The sequence below is a fragment of the Ruegeria sp. BE9 genome, assembly GCF_056538765.1.
Genome location: NZ_JBQFTS010000001.1, coordinates 249,563 through 264,248, shown reverse-complemented (window position 1 = coordinate 264,248; position 14,686 = coordinate 249,563). Strand labels below are relative to the sequence as shown.

The 14,686-nt window shown below is 55.1% G+C and carries 15 protein-coding genes and 1 pseudogene; 12 read left to right on the top strand and 4 right to left on the bottom strand.

From position 1 onward, the window contains the following. Positions 1 to 278: 278 nt before the first annotated feature. Positions 279 to 1,085 carry a ferritin-like domain-containing protein gene (locus tag ACR0EO_RS01300; RefSeq protein WP_170724460.1) on the top strand — a complete coding sequence of 269 codons (807 nt, stop codon included), beginning with the start codon at positions 279 to 281 and terminating at the stop codon, positions 1,083 to 1,085. Between the two features lie 381 nt (positions 1,086 to 1,466). Here ACR0EO_RS01300 and ACR0EO_RS01295 read toward each other — a convergent pair whose 3' ends face one another. After that, positions 1,467 to 2,429, bottom strand: coding sequence for a hypothetical protein (locus ACR0EO_RS01295; protein ID WP_480686588.1), 963 nt, complete (start codon positions 2,427 to 2,429; stop codon positions 1,467 to 1,469). 264 nt (positions 2,430 to 2,693) lie between these two features. Between ACR0EO_RS01295 and ACR0EO_RS01290 the strand changes: the two are divergent. The 5 genes and pseudogenes from ACR0EO_RS01290 to aqpZ all read left to right on the top strand — a co-directional run. Further along, positions 2,694 to 2,882, top strand: a pseudogene (locus ACR0EO_RS01290) (DUF455 family protein); the annotation flags it as partial. A gap of 182 nt (positions 2,883 to 3,064) precedes the next feature. Next, positions 3,065 to 4,390: a DUF5930 domain-containing protein gene (locus tag ACR0EO_RS01285; RefSeq protein WP_480686586.1), complete on the top strand. Its 1,326-nt coding sequence runs from the start codon at positions 3,065 to 3,067 to the stop codon at positions 4,388 to 4,390. Then, complete coding sequence (locus tag ACR0EO_RS01280) at positions 4,380 to 4,880, top strand: bactofilin family protein (protein ID WP_480686585.1); 501 nt, start codon at positions 4,380 to 4,382, stop codon at positions 4,878 to 4,880. Before ACR0EO_RS01285 ends, ACR0EO_RS01280 begins: the two co-directional genes overlap by 11 nt. A gap of 97 nt (positions 4,881 to 4,977) precedes the next feature. Then, entirely contained in the window at positions 4,978 to 5,787 is an 810-nt protein-coding gene (locus ACR0EO_RS01275; protein WP_480686583.1) for a M90 family metallopeptidase, read from the top strand. Positions 5,788 to 5,920: 133 nt separating this feature from the next. Further along, positions 5,921 to 6,607: an aquaporin Z gene (aqpZ, locus tag ACR0EO_RS01270; protein WP_480686582.1), complete on the top strand. Its 687-nt coding sequence runs from the start codon at positions 5,921 to 5,923 to the stop codon at positions 6,605 to 6,607. Positions 6,608 to 6,656: 49 nt separating this feature from the next. Here aqpZ and ACR0EO_RS01265 read toward each other — a convergent pair whose 3' ends face one another. Both ACR0EO_RS01265 and ACR0EO_RS01260 read right to left on the bottom strand, forming a co-directional pair. Further along, the gene (locus ACR0EO_RS01265; RefSeq protein ID WP_480686581.1) at positions 6,657 to 7,205 is read right to left on the bottom strand and encodes a peptidylprolyl isomerase; all 549 of its coding nucleotides are present in this window, start codon (positions 7,203 to 7,205) and stop codon (positions 6,657 to 6,659) included. Further along, a complete protein-coding gene (locus ACR0EO_RS01260; protein WP_480686580.1) occupies positions 7,198 to 7,704 on the bottom strand; it encodes a peptidylprolyl isomerase in 507 nt (168 codons plus the stop codon). The genes ACR0EO_RS01265 and ACR0EO_RS01260 overlap by 8 nt, the downstream gene beginning before the upstream one ends. 134 nt (positions 7,705 to 7,838) lie before the next feature. Between ACR0EO_RS01260 and ACR0EO_RS01255 the strand changes: the two genes are divergently transcribed. From ACR0EO_RS01255 to ACR0EO_RS01230, 6 genes are all read left to right on the top strand, one after another. Beyond that, the gene (locus ACR0EO_RS01255; RefSeq protein ID WP_480686579.1) at positions 7,839 to 9,029 is read left to right on the top strand and encodes a phosphoglycerate kinase; all 1,191 of its coding nucleotides are present in this window, start codon (positions 7,839 to 7,841) and stop codon (positions 9,027 to 9,029) included. A 69-nt stretch (positions 9,030 to 9,098) separates the two neighbouring features. Further along, positions 9,099 to 9,443 carry a lysozyme inhibitor LprI family protein gene (locus ACR0EO_RS01250; protein WP_480686578.1) on the top strand — a complete coding sequence of 115 codons (345 nt, stop codon included), beginning with the start codon at positions 9,099 to 9,101 and terminating at the stop codon, positions 9,441 to 9,443. A 132-nt stretch (positions 9,444 to 9,575) separates the two neighbouring features. Next, the gene (locus tag ACR0EO_RS01245; RefSeq protein WP_480686577.1) at positions 9,576 to 9,875 is read left to right on the top strand and encodes an FtsB family cell division protein; all 300 of its coding nucleotides are present in this window, start codon (positions 9,576 to 9,578) and stop codon (positions 9,873 to 9,875) included. Between the two features lie 174 nt (positions 9,876 to 10,049). Then, on the top strand, positions 10,050 to 11,039 hold the full coding sequence (gene pdhA / locus ACR0EO_RS01240; protein WP_480686576.1) for a pyruvate dehydrogenase (acetyl-transferring) E1 component subunit alpha: 990 nt from the start codon (positions 10,050 to 10,052) through the stop codon (positions 11,037 to 11,039). A gap of 15 nt (positions 11,040 to 11,054) precedes the next feature. Beyond that, entirely contained in the window at positions 11,055 to 12,425 is a 1,371-nt protein-coding gene (locus tag ACR0EO_RS01235) for a pyruvate dehydrogenase complex E1 component subunit beta (RefSeq protein WP_480686574.1), read from the top strand. Between the two features lie 14 nt (positions 12,426 to 12,439). Then, a complete protein-coding gene (locus ACR0EO_RS01230; protein WP_480686572.1) occupies positions 12,440 to 13,744 on the top strand; it encodes a pyruvate dehydrogenase complex dihydrolipoamide acetyltransferase in 1,305 nt (434 codons plus the stop codon). Between the two features lie 67 nt (positions 13,745 to 13,811). Here the strand turns inward: ACR0EO_RS01230 and cysE are convergent, their stop codons facing one another. Continuing rightward, the gene (cysE, locus tag ACR0EO_RS01225; protein ID WP_480686571.1) at positions 13,812 to 14,621 is read right to left on the bottom strand and encodes a serine O-acetyltransferase; all 810 of its coding nucleotides are present in this window, start codon (positions 14,619 to 14,621) and stop codon (positions 13,812 to 13,814) included. Between the last annotated feature and the right edge of the window lie 65 nt (positions 14,622 to 14,686).

The following is a 14,686-nucleotide window of genomic DNA, read 5'->3' as shown; positions in this document are numbered from 1 at the left end:
CCGTCCGATCTTCTAATGAACCGGTCACTCAATATGCGCTCTCACGGACACACAGCCGTTGAATCGGGAGCGCATGATGGTTCAGACCACGCAGCAACCTGAAATCTGGACGCAGGCTGCGCCCTATAGTAGGCGTAGCGGGCAACCTTAAAAAGTTTGTTGCACCATTTGGTTAAAAGCCAAGCTCTGCTAATTCTACCGACCCGGGAGCAAGTTACCCATTGTCTAGCCGTACTGAAAAAGATGCTGAAACGCAGCATCCGACTACGCTAACTGCGATGGCAGTCGACGTGCTCTCCACGAAGGATGGTCACGCAAAAACAGCCAAATCACGAGCTTACGCTTCTGTTTGGAAAACTGCGCGGACTACAGGTGAAGTCATTGAAATCGGACGTTCTATTCCACCAGATCATCCTGCCCGCCCGCGGCAACCAGAGTTGCTCAGCCCCCGCAACGTACCAAAGCGCAAGCCGGGATCTCCGGCAGGAAGAATAGCGCTCCTGCATGCAGTCGCTCATATCGAACTCAATGCAGTCGATCTGCACTGGGATATTATCTCACGTTTCGCCCACGTACCGATGCCGATGGGATTTTATGACGATTGGGTGAAAGCCGCAGACGACGAAGCAAAACACTTCAATCTAATCTGTGATTGCCTGGAAACGATGGGAAGCTACTACGGAGCCCTGCCCGCTCATGATGGAATGTGGCGTGCGGCATCAGATACTGCAAATGACCTGCAAGGGCGGTTAGCTATCGTTCCAATGGTATTGGAGGCACGAGGGCTAGATGTAACGCCAGGAATGATAGAAATTTTCGAGAAAGCCGGCGAGACCGCGGCCGTTGAAAGCCTCAAAACCATCTACAGCGAGGAAGTCAGCCACGTAGCGTATGGGGCGAAATGGTTTAACTTCGGCTGTGGCAGAGACAATAGTGATCCAAAAGAAGTATTCCATGCGCTAGTAAAGCGCTATTTCAAAGGAGGTTTGAAGCCTCCGTTCAACGAAGAAAAACGCGCAGATGCCGGATTGCCACCTGACTTTTATTGGCCGCTCGCTGAGGAGCTTCCTGCTTATGTTCGCTGAGAAAATTGGCATTTGACCGCGCCATTGAAGCATTTTCCTTTGCGGACCTCGTGCTTCAAGTAATCACCCTGCGCGCTGATACACAAGGCGACAGTTACAACTCATCAAGGGCGAGACCGTTTCAACAAACGGGATCATTCTGTGTTTTCTTCCTCTTGCTCCGCTTCCAGAATTAGCTGGCTCAAGGGCGGTCTCAGAGCACGACTTAATCGGATTAATGTATCCAGGGTCGGTTGATGATGGCAGCTTTCCAGCAAGGAAATATAACGCATGCTTCTTTCGGTTCTGTGTGCGAGCTCCTCTTGGTTGCAGAAGAAGTTGGCTTGTGATGATGTAATGATATGGCCACGAAAAATATTTCTGAAAATCTCGATGTGTTTCCTATTTCTTCGAAACGTCCAAAACGAAAACATCAATGAAGCCTCTAATTTCTAATGAGATTTTGGCTTCTAGGTCGCGCTTTAGCTCCACCGGTTTTTTGATGCCGTGTTTCTTCTTTCCTGCAACTTTTTCTTTTTCGCCGAACCAAAGGACAAGATAGTTACCTTGTTTCTCTGCGTCTGGATGGATTGCATACAAGTTATTCAATTGTTCAGTGGCAGCCTCGTAAAGCTTTGGATGCCATTGCCCTTTGACCTCGGTTACAAGCAGACGTCTTTCGCTGCCTAATAGCTTTCCAGCCGTAAAATCGCAGCGCTTATCATGCTTTAGATGGTGTTCTGGCGTGATTGTAATGCTTTGAGGCCGCAGTATCAGGTCCAGCCGTTCAGCAATGATCTTGGTGCACGGTTCTTCGTCTAGCCTCTTATCTCCAGCGTAGAACAGAGATGCCGTATCGAATTCTCCACCGTCTATTGCGCCTTGAAGTTTGAATAGCTCGTGCAGCACGAGTTTTCTTAACCCATCGACGGTAACAACTGCGCCGTGGTCTAGCATCTCCACAATTTGCAGTGGTGTCGGTGGGGTGAAATCTGCAAGAGCTTTCTTTCTGGTCTGTGCGGAGCGTATGCTTTTGAGGTCTTTGACCATATCAGCGCAACGGCTATCCGAGATCAGGCGTTTCAACACGGGTATTGCCGCGTCAGGGTGATCGCTGGAAATTGACCACACCAGTTCAGTGAGGCAACGATAAGCCTTTTCTCCATTTGGGCTTTCCGATCCGTGGCTAATGGGCAAAGGTACTTTTGGCCATACTCCTATGAATACATCAAGGATGGCCTCGACTTTGCAAGAGGACAGGCTTGCTCGCTTTGGAAGATCGCAAGCTGCTGCGGTCTGACCAAGAAAGACTCGCTTGGGCCATGCGGAACTTTGCGTGATCCGAGCAGGCCCAGCTTGCACCAATGAGTAACCGCCTGAGCCTTCCAACCTATCCTAGTGAAGCAGAAGGATTACCCAAGCCAAACCTAATGCTCTTCCCGTTCGCCGTTTCTGTCCTCGTTTCGATCAAGATTGGAACTCAAGTACATGGGACTTTTGATCGGGTTTTGAGGCGAAAAAGTTCCACAATGTACGTGGAACTTTTTGAAGTGGAAGTATCTCGGTTCGATGTATTGATTGTTTTCAAGGGGATTGCACTGATGAATACAATGATAAAACGATTTTAGTTGGTATAACGAATCTCTGTGCGGGCGTGAAAACGCCGATCCAAAGGACGTCTTCCACCAGCTGGTCCGGCGCTATTTCCATGGCGTTCTCAAACCACCCTTCAACGAAGAAAAACGCGCCGAGGCCGGGTTGCCCCCCGACTTCTATTGGCCACTGACCGAAGAGCTGCCCCCGCCCGGTCACGCGTAAGATTTGCGCTCAAGTTGACGTTATCGGCAATTTCCCGCCGAGAATTGGCGGGAAATTCCTGCTTTGTTGTGTGAACTGGTTAACATTCTTGCCCAAATCAACATGGCGCTCTATGCACGTCGCCCAAGGGACGGCTACAACTCACGACCGATCCCGATCTTGGGGATGAGAGGTGAGGACGCGTGCGAACACGTCTTGCAATCAAACTACATTCACTGCTTGAGCGGCATTTTCCAGAGCGCCGTGTTTTTCTGAAGTCTGACAACGACACGCGGTTTATCCGGCTGAGCTCGGAAACGCAGGTGGTCGCTGTTGCCGGCGTTGCAGTTATTGTTGGCTGGACGGCGGTCGCCACTGCGATTCTGCTGATGGACAGCATTGGATCTGGCAACTTCCGTGATCAGGCAAAACGCGATCAGGCGACCTATCAGGAGCGCCTTAATATCCTGTCGGCGGAACGTGACGCTCGTGCTCACGAAGCTCTGGCCGCGCAGGACCGCTTTAACGCGGCACTTGAGCAGATTTCCGCGATGCAATCGGAACTGCTGGCTTCGGAAAACCGTCGGCGTGAGCTGGAAACCGGTATCGAAGTTATTCAGACCACCCTTCGCGCCACTATGAAACAGCGCGAAGATGCCCGAACCGAACTGGCAAACATGCAACAAGGGACAGGTGAAGGCGAAATGTACCTCGCCGCGATCGCCGATCCTGAGCAAATGAACTTCATGACCGAAGCTTTGGCCCGTACGGCACAGGAACGCGATCTGATAGCAGCCAATGCCAAGGACGCATTGGACCAAAGAGACGAACTTGAGTTGGAAATTCAGTTGATGCAGGAGCGCAGCGACGAGATTTTCCGCCAGTTAGAAGAAGCAATGGTTATCTCGGTCGAGCCACTGGACAAAATGTTCCGTCAGGCCGGTATGCCTACTGACCGTATCATCGAAGAGGTCCGCCGCGGATACAGCGGTATGGGCGGGCCTCTGACTCCCATCTCTTTCAGCACGCGCGGTGAGGAACTGACCCCCGACGAGATCCGCGCAAATGCACTGCTGCAACAGATGGACCAGCTAAATCTGTACCGCCTCGCCGCCGAAAAGGCCCCCTTTGCCAACCCCGTTCATTCTGTAGTGCGCTTTACCAGTGGATTCGGCAACCGCCGTGACCCCAAGACCGGTGGGCGGCGCATGCACAATGGTGTGGATTTTGCTGGACCACAGGGCACTGATATCTTCGCCACTGCCGACGGCGTTGTGACCCACGCGGGATGGCAATCCGGTTTTGGCCGTTTGGTGAAAATCAAACACGCCTTCGGAATTGAGACACTTTATGCCCATAACACCAAGATCCGGGTTAAGGTCGGTCAAAGGGTCTCGCGCGGAGATCATATTGCTGATATGGGTAGCACCGGACGGTCTACCGGAACGCATCTGCATTATGAAGTGCGCGTAAACGGAAAACCTGTTAACCCAATGACTTACATCAAGGCTGCGAGAAATGTTTTCTAAGAGCAAAATCAACGAGCCCGGAACCAACGCCCCCGAGGCAGCCAAGCCTGCCGCTCCGGCGACTCCGGCAACGCCAGCGCCGGCGGAACCCAAGGCCAGCACCGCGCCCAAGCCCAAGCCTCCGGCATCGGTTCTGTCATCGGACCTGCACATCACCGGTAACCTCAAGACATCCGGCGACATTCAGGTCGAAGGCACAGTAGAAGGCGACATCCGCGCGCATCTGCTGACCATCGGAGAGACTGCGACCATCAAGGGTGAAGTCACCGCTGATGATGTCGTGATCAACGGCCGTATCGTGGGCCGCGTTCGTGGTTTGAAAGTGCGCCTGACTTCGACCGCACGTGTCGAAGGCGACATCATCCACAAGACCATCGCAATCGAAAGCGGTGCGCACTTCGAAGGTTCGGTGCAGCGTCAGGACGACCCGCTGAACCCAGGCCGCAGCGCCAAGTCAGGTGCAAACCCAGCGGCTGAAGTTAAGCAGTAACTCTGCGCGAATAATCTAACAGCCAAACGCCGCAGACCATTCTGCGGCGTTTTTCTTTTACCCTTGCTGCAGGAATTGGTCGGTATAGGGTTCTGACATGCTGATCTTTTTTTCCATTCTTTTGTTGATCGTGGGTTTCTTTCTGTACCGTCACTGGTCCAAAACCCAAGTTCGGCAAACTTTGCTGTCCACGCCTCTGACCGTCCACCAACGGGATGTGATCGAACAGCAGGTTCCCCTAATACGTCGCCTTCCACCTGATCTGCGCGCAAAGCTGGACGGCAAAGTGAACCTGTTTTTGGATCAAGTGCAGTTTATCGGTTGCGATGGGCTGGAAGTCACCGAAGAGATGGAACTCGCGATTGCCGCGCAGGCAAGCTTGCTGCTGGTTAACAGTGACCTTTGGTATGATCACTTAACAACCATCCTGATCTATCCAAATGCCTTCAAGTCACGCCAACGCAGGCAAGACGGCTACGTCGTGAGCGAGAAGGAAATCGTTCGAACTGGCGAAAGCTGGGATCGTGGGCCAGTGATCCTGTCATGGCGGCACAGCAAAGAAGGTGCTCAGAATGATCGGGACGGTCACAATGTTGTACTGCACGAATTTGCTCACCAGATTGATGACCTTTCAGGTGGTACCAACGGCGTCCCGATCCTCAGCGACGGACAAAGCTTTGCCGAATGGGAGCGTGTGTTTCTGACTGCCTACGATGCCCATGTTCGTGCAGTTGAACACCGCCGGCACACGGTTATTGATCCCTATGGTGCTGTTGGTCACGAAGAGTTCTTTGCCGTCTCTGTCGAAGTGTTTTTTGAGCAGCCAAAACAGCTGAAGGCAGCTGTGCCGGAAGTCTACGAACAGCTTTCAAAACTGTTCCTGTTGGACCCAGCGACCTGGCCTTAGACAAACGCAGTTATCCTCATATCGCTTGATTTCCATTCGCGAAAAGAGCCCAAGAAATTTCCCCTTACCGCACCGTTTCACAAAATGTGATTTTTGAATTAACCTTAAAGTGGTGTTTTCAGGAGGATTTTTCATGTCATCAAAACTCATGGCCGAGTTTTTCGGCACGTTCTGGCTGGTGCTGGGCGGTTGCGGCAGTGCCGTACTGGCAGCGGGCGTTGCCGATGTCGGCATCGGCTGGCTAGGTGTTTCCTTTGCATTTGGCCTGACGGTCCTGACAATGGCATACGCTGTAGGACACATTTCGGGCGGCCACTTCAACCCCGCTGTCAGCTTGGGTTTGATGATCGGTGGCAGATTCCCTGCCAAAGACCTGATCCCCTATTGGATCGCACAGGTGGCCGGCGCGATTGCTGCTGCTGCAGTGCTTTACCTGATTGTCAGCGGCGCGCCCGGTTTCGAAGGCGTCGGCGGTTTTGCGTCCAATGGTTACGGTGAGGCATCGCCAGAGGGCTACTCGATGATGTCTGCTTTGGTGATAGAAATCGTGATGACCGCCTTCTTCATTGTGGTCATCCTTGGCGCCACTTCAAACTTTGCACCAGACGGCTTTGCCCCTCTGGCAATTGGTTTGTGCCTGACGCTGATCCATTTGATTTCGATCCCAGTCACGAACACTTCGGTCAACCCGGCGCGTTCTACTGGTGTGGCCCTGTTTGCCGACGGCCCGGCCCTCGCACAGCTTTGGCTATTCTGGGTTGCTCCGCTGATCGGTGCTGCCATCGGGGCAGTGATCTGGCAGGCAATGGGCGACGACTAAACTCAAAAGTACAAAAAGCCCCGGCGTTTCGAGCGCCGGGGCTAGCTTTTTAGTCTGTGACCGTGACTTTTTTCATCACGTCCGGCTGACCAATTACAGTGCCGTTGGGGCCGTCGCCGCGCTTAATCGCGTCTACCACGTCCATGCCATCAGTCACCTGACCGACAACCGTATATTGACCATTCAAGAACGGGCCCGGCTCAAACATGATGAAGAATTGCGAGTTGGCACTGTCGGGGTCCTGTGCTCGCGCCATGCCTACAACCCCGCGGTCATAGTTATAGTCCGAGAATTCGGCCGGCAGATCAGGGCGGTCTGACCCACCTGTACCCGCCCGGCGCATGTCGCCACCGATACGACCGTACTGAACATCACCAGTCTGCGCCATGAAGCCCTCAATCACGCGATGGAAGACCACCCCGTCATACTTACCTTCTGCGGCCAAAGTGCTGATCTGTTCGACATTTTTCGGAGCCAGGTCTTCGAACAAATCGACAGTGACGGTGCCGTTGGCGCCCTCACCCTCGATATCGATCTGAAGCCCGGTGGCCAGCGCAGGGCTGGCCAGAAGGGCAAAAGCAGCGGCCAGCTTATACATCTGCTGCCACCTTGACGCTGATCATGCGGTCAGGGTTCGCTGGCGGCTCACCGCGTACGATTGCGTCTACATGCTCCATCCCGTCAATGACGCGGCCATAGACGGTGTACTGACCGTTCAGGAAATGGTTGTCCTTGAAGTTGATGAAGAACTGCGAGTTGGCCGAGTCAGGGTTTTGCGAACGGGCGGCACCCAGCGTGCCACGGTCATGCGGCAACTTTGAGAATTCAGCCGGTACATTCGGCAGCGATGAGCCGCCTGTGCCCGCCATACGCAAGTTGAACCCGTCTTCCATGTCACCGTGCTGAACGTCGCCAGTCTGCGCCATGAAGCCATCAATCACACGGTGGAAAGCCACGTTGTCGTACTCACCGCCGCGGGCCAGTTCTTTCATCCGCGCGCTGTGCTGCGGGGCAACATCCGGCAGCAATTCAACGACGACATTACCGCCTTTCAGTTCGATGATGATTGTGTTTTCGGGATCCTTGATCTCGGCCATGAGGCCCTCCTGTCGTTTGTCTTGCGCAAATACCTATGACGCGGGCGCATGAATGCCAAGTGACGCATTGACCTGAGGGCAAAATGCAGGAAAAGAACCGCCTAAATCACTTTCAAATCTTCGAGGATTGCACGATGGCCTGGAAAACACTGGACGACATGGATCTGAACGGGAAACGCGTGCTGGTGCGCGTGGATATCAATGTGCCAGTCGTAGACGGGGTCGTGACCGATGCAACACGTATTCAGCGCATTGTGCCAACCGTCCGCGATATTCTGGCTGCAGGCGGCAAACCCATTTTGCTTGCGCATTTCGGACGCCCCGGCGGCGAACGGCGCGAGAACCTTTCACTGAAGCAACTCATCCCAACCCTTGAGGCCGCCTTTGGTTCCAAGGTTCTGTTTGCAGCCGACTGCGTCGGTACCGAGGCGGAACTGGCAGCTGATGCACTGCAGCCCGGTCAGGTTCTGCTGCTTGAAAACACGCGCTTTCACGCGGCTGAAACTAAGAACGACGCTGATCTCGCCGCCGGAATGGCCAAGCTTGGCGAAGTCTACTGTAACGATGCATTCTCTGCCGCACACCGCGCGCACAGCTCGACCGAGGCCATCGCCCGCTTGCTTCCCTCTTGCGCAGGGCGTTTGATGCAAGCCGAACTGGAAGCTCTAGAAGGCGCTTTGGGCGCACCTAAGCGCCCTGTCACGGCGGTTGTGGGCGGTGCTAAAGTTTCGACCAAGTTAGAGCTTTTGGGCAACCTGATCGACAAGGTGGATTACCTTGTTATCGGCGGCGGCATGGCCAACACCTTCCTTGTTGCCAAGGGCTTGAACGTGGGCAAATCGCTTGCTGAACGGATCATGAAGGACACAGCCGCTGAAATCCTGGCCAAAGCCGAGAACTCTGGCTGCACCATAGTTCTGCCTGTTGACATCGTGGTTGCCGAAAAGTTTGAGGCTAACGCCCCTCACAAAGTGTTGCCAGCCGACCAGTGCACCGACGAAGGCATGATTTTGGATGCCGGACCAGAGAGCGTGGCGGCCATTACCGAGATCTTCGCCAAAAGCCAAACCCTGATATGGAACGGACCACTTGGCGCGTTTGAGATTGAGCCTTTTGATGCAGCAACCAACGCCGCCGCTTTGAAAGCCGCAGCACTTACCCGTTCTGGTCAACTGACTTCGGTTGCCGGTGGCGGAGACACGGTTGCCGCACTGAACGCTTCTGGGGCAGCCAAAGACTTCTCCTATATTTCGACCGCTGGCGGCGCGTTTCTTGAGTGGATGGAAGGCAAAACACTGCCCGGTGTTGCTGCGCTGGAAGGCTGACCGGTCGGGAAAATTGGTCGCAAACTAGGTCTTGTGGTAAAATCCCCATCATTCGGTGGAGGTTTTGCCATGAGATGTATTGCCGGCCTTTTTGCCCTCCTCTTGCCCATGCCCGGCCTCGCACAATCCAGTTGCAGCGGGCAAACGCAGTTGGATGCGAATTTTTGCGCTAAGGAAAAGTGGGAGATCGCGGACCGCGAACTCAACCGGATCTGGAAAGAGGTCAAACCGCTGGCAGATACGCGCGGCAGCGGGCAAGCCTTGCTAAACGAGCAGCGCGCTTGGTTGAAAACCCGAGATGCAGCGTGCGAGCCAGAGTTGGAAAGCGATGGCAGCGCAGCACCCATGTTCTATTGGGTCTGCATGGAAGAGCAGACACTAACCCGAAATCAGGCACTCGAAGCGTGGCGATGACGGCAAGCAACAAACAAAGTGAAAAAAGTGCGAATCAAGGGATTCACAACCCGAATCGCCTGTGACATAGTGCGGACAGATGCCCGGAAAGGGCACGTTTTTTGAGGCAAGCTTCATACGGCGGTAAACAGAGTGTCCCGTTCCCATCGGCCCGGTTTGGGCGCAGTCGTTTTCTTCATGGTGGCATTTATGCTGGGTGTCTATTTCACCTTCGCTGCCGTGCAGGGCGACTATGGCCTGTTCAGACGGGTCGAAATTGCGGCGGAACGGGACGCCCTGTCACGCGATCTGGAAAAGCTTGAAGCTGAGATCGCCGAAATGGAAAACCTGACCCGTCGTCTTTCGGACACCTATCTGGATCTCGATCTTTTGGATCAACAGGCCCGTTCGGTTCTGGGCATGATCCGTTCGGACGAGATCGTCATTCGCTGATCCAGCCAGCCAAATCTTCTCCACCTTAGCTGCAGCCCCTTTGGTCTAGGCTTAAACCAGCCATGTTTTGCGGGTTCCGACGCTGCGTCACATTTACCCTCGCCAGAAAGCCGGAAATGCTTTATGAGATAGTTTAACGCTAAACTATCTTGCCGAGAGGGGGAGATCGCCACAATGGCTGCGCGAAAAACCACAAAGAAACCAAACGTTTCTGCGGAAGAGCTAACTACCTACTACCGTGAGATGCTGCTGATCCGCCGATTCGAGGAAAAAGCTGGCCAACTCTATGGCATGGGTCTGATCGGGGGCTTCTGCCACCTTTACATCGGACAAGAAGCGGTTGTTGTCGGCCTTGAGGCCGCCGCCAAGGAAGGCGACAAACGGATCACATCCTATCGCGACCACGGCCATATGCTGGCCTGCGGCATGGATCCGGGTGGAGTTATGGCCGAACTGACCGGGCGTATTGGCGGCCTGTCCAAAGGTAAGGGCGGCTCAATGCACATGTTCTCGAAAGAGAAGCATTTCTATGGCGGCCACGGCATCGTTGGCGCCCAGGTTCCGCTTGGTGCGGGTCTGGCTTTTGCGGACAAGTACAAAGAAAACGGCGGCGTCACATTCACCTATTTCGGAGATGGTGCTGCCAACCAAGGACAGGTCTACGAGACATTCAATATGGCTGCCCTTTGGGATCTGCCTGTAATTTTCGTGATCGAGAACAACCAGTACGCGATGGGCACCGCTCAGGCGCGCTCGACCTCGACCAAGGACATCTACCATCGTGGTGAAGCCTTTGGCATCCCGGGTGAGATCGTTAACGGTATGGATGTGCTGGCGGTTAAAGAAGCCGGTGAAAAAGCCGTCGCGCACTGCCGCGCTGGCAAAGGCCCTTACATTCTGGAAATCAAAACCTACCGCTATCGCGGACACTCGATGTCGGACCCGGCCAAGTACCGAACACGCGAAGAGGTTCAGAAGGTTCGCGAACAAAGCGACCCGATCGAACACGTCCGCGAGTTGCTTCTGACTGGCAAACACGCGACCGAGGATGACCTGAAGGCGATCGACAAAGAGATCAAAGAGATCGTTAACCAGGCCGCCGAATTCTCGAAAGAAAGCCCTGAGCCTTCGGTTGAAGAGCTCTGGACCGACATTTACGCCTGAGAGGACGAATAAGACATGGCAACCGAAATTCTCATGCCCGCCCTTTCGCCCACGATGGAAGAGGGCACGCTGGCCAAGTGGCTGGTCAAAGAAGGCGACACCGTTTCCAGCGGCGACATCATGGCCGAAATCGAAACCGACAAAGCGACGATGGAATTCGAAGCTGTCGATGAAGGTATCGTAGGCAAAATCCTAATCGCTGAAGGCACCGAAGGGGTGAAGGTGAATACCCCCATCGCGATCCTCGTCGAAGAAGGTGAGGACGCTTCCACCCTGCCCGCGGCCGCCCCCGCAGCCGAAGCGGTGGCTGAGGCCGCCCCGGCGGCGGTTGAGGCCCCCGCTCCTGCCGCTGCCCCTGCTGCGCCGGTTGTAGACCTGTCGCCCGACTGGCCTGCAGACGCTCCTATGGCACAGCAAACCGTCCGCGAAGCCTTGCGCGATGCAATGGCCGAAGAAATGCGTGGCGACGAAGACGTCTACCTGATGGGCGAAGAAGTCGCCGAATATCAGGGCGCCTACAAAGTTTCTCAAGGTCTGCTGGACGAATTCGGCGGCAAGCGCGTGATCGATACTCCGATCACCGAGCATGGTTTTGCTGGTATCGCAGTTGGATCGGCCTTTGGTGGCCTGAAACCGATTGTCGAGTTCATGACCTTCAACTTCGCCATGCAGGCGATTGACCAGATCATCAACTCGGCCGCTAAGACGCTTTATATGTCCGGCGGCCAGATGGGTTGTCCAATCGTGTTCCGCGGCCCGAACGGTGCTGCGGCTCGTGTGGCTGCTCAGCACTCTCAGGACTACACGGCTTGGTACATGCAGATCCCCGGCCTGAAAGTCGTGATGCCCTATTCGGCAGCCGACGCTAAAGGCCTGCTGAAATCGGCGATCCGCGACCCCAATCCGGTGGTCTTCCTTGAAAACGAAATTCTCTACGGCCGCTCGTTCGACGTACCGCAGGTGGATGACCTAGCCATACCGTTGGGCAAAGCGCGCATCTGGCGTGAAGGTTCGGACGTGACCATCGTCAGCTTCGGCATTGGTATGCAATACGCGTTGGAAGCCGCCGACAAGCTGGCCGAAGAAGGCATCAGCGCCGAAGTTATCGACCTGCGCACCATCCGGCCCATGGACACCGGCGCGATCATCAACTCGGTGATGAAAACCAACCGCCTGGTGACCGTTGAAGAAGGCTGGCCGCAAGGTTCGGTCGGCAGCTACATCTCGTCCGTCGTGATGCAGGAAGCGTTCGATTACCTCGACGCCCCGGTTATCAACTGCACCGGCAAGGATGTTCCAATGCCTTACGCCGCCAACCTCGAAAAGCTGGCCCTGATCACCACCGATGAGGTGATCGCCGCCGTCAAACAAGTTACCTACCGGTAAGGAGCGACAAACAGATGCCCACCGAAATTCTGATGCCCGCCCTTTCACCGACAATGGAGGAAGGTACGCTCGCCAAGTGGCTGGTTAAGGAAGGCGACACTGTCTCCTCAGGCGATTTGCTGGCTGAGATCGAAACCGACAAGGCCACGATGGAGTTCGAGGCCGTTGACGAAGGTACGATTGGCAAGATCTTGATCGCCGAAGGTACCGAGGGGGTCAAGGTCAACACTGCCATCGCAGTCCTGCTAGAGGACGGCGAGAGCGCTGATGATATCGCATCTGCGCCTGCCGCAGCGCCAGCGGCTGCCCCAGCAGTCGCTGCGGGCAACGAGGCCGCCCCTGCGGCGTCCGAGGCGTCCGCCCCTGCCCCGGCTGCTCCGGTCAAGGCCGATGGCGGTCGTATCTTTGCCTCACCTCTTGCGCGCCGGATCGCATCACAAAAAGGCCTGGACCTGGCGCAAATCACAGGCACCGGTCCGCATGGTCGTATTGTCAAAGCAGATGTAGAAGGTGCGTCGGCAGCACCCGCCACGACAGCCGCTCCGGCCGCAGCTTCTGCGGCAGCCCCTGCAGCGGCTGCACCTGCCGGTCCATCAGCAGACGCTGTTGCCCGTATGTACGAGGGACGCGAATACGAGGAAATCAAGCTCGACGGTATGCGCAAGACCATTGCTGCGCGTTTGTCTGAGGCCAAGCAGACCATCCCGCATTTCTACCTGCGCCGCGACATCAAGCTGGACGCACTGCTAAAATTCCGCAGCCAGTTGAACAAGCAATTGGAAGGCCGGGGCGTGAAGCTCAGCGTCAACGATTTCATCATCAAGGCGGTAGCCAACGCGCTGCAACAGGTACCAGCCTGTAACGCGGTCTGGGCCGGTGACCGTGTGCTGCAACTGAAACCTTCGGATGTGGCTGTAGCGGTAGCAATCGAAGGTGGCTTGTTTACGCCGGTCCTACAGGATGCCGACATGAAATCGCTGTCTACGCTGTCGACCGAGATGAAAGACCTCGCATCTCGCGCACGCGAACGCAAGTTGGCACCGCACGAATACCAGGGTGGTACTTTTGCGATCTCGAACCTCGGTATGTTTGGCATCGACAACTTTGACGCAATCGTGAACCCACCTCATGCCGGTATTCTGGCTGTGGGTTCTGGCGTTAAGAAACCGGTCGTTGGTGATGACGGAGAACTAACCGTCGCCACCGTCATGTCGGTTACCATGTCGGTAGATCACCGTGTTATCGACGGCGCGTTGGGTGCAGAACTTCTGCAAGCCATCGTCGACAATCTGGAAAACCCGATGGTCATGTTGGCGTAATCGTTCGCAGAAACAAAAAAAAGCCGCCTCGGATACGAGGCGGCTTTTTTTGTTCATAAGCTGACGATTACTTATCTTTGCCCAGCATGTGATCCATCGAGATCGACGGCTGATCACACCCGGCCTCACCCACAATCTTGGCTGGAATGCCAGCAACCGTCGTGCAAGCCGGAACCTCTTGCAAAACCACCGAACCTGCGGCGATGCGGCTGCAATGGCCCACCTCGATATTACCCAAAACCTTAGCACCAGCCCCGATCAGAACTCCATCACCAATAGTGGGATGGCGTTGCTCTTCTTCTTTGCCGGTTCCGCCAAGGGTCACCGAATGCAACATCGAGACGTTGTCGCCAACCACGGCCGTTTCACCAATCACGATCGAGTGAGCGTGATCGATCATAATGCCCTTGCCGATACGGGCAGCCGGGTGAATGTCGATTCCGAAAATCTCGGAAGAACGCATCTGGAAGAAATATGCCAGATCATGGCGGCCTTTATTCCATAGCCAATGCGCTACGCGATAGGCCTGCATTGCCTGATACCCTTTGAAGTACAGGATCGGCTGCAAGAGACGGTGGCACGCTGGATCGCGTTCGTAGACGGCCATCAAGTCCGCACGGGCGGCCTCGACCAGAGACGGGTCATCCGCATAAGATTCATCTACGATTTCACGCAGCACCATCATCGACATTTCATTCGAGCACAGCTTGGCCGAAATCCTATAAGACAGAGCTCTTTCCAAACTGCGGTGGTGCAGAACACACGCGTGCACCAAGCCTCCCATCAACGGCTCGTCGTCGACGGCCGCTTGGGCTTCGGTGGTAATACGGGTCCAAACCGGGTCAACCGGTGTCACGTGACTGCGCTTTTCCAACATGGCTTTTGATCCTTTGCTGCGCCTAGAATGCCATTTAGTTGTAAAAACACCAAACGCAAACCCGT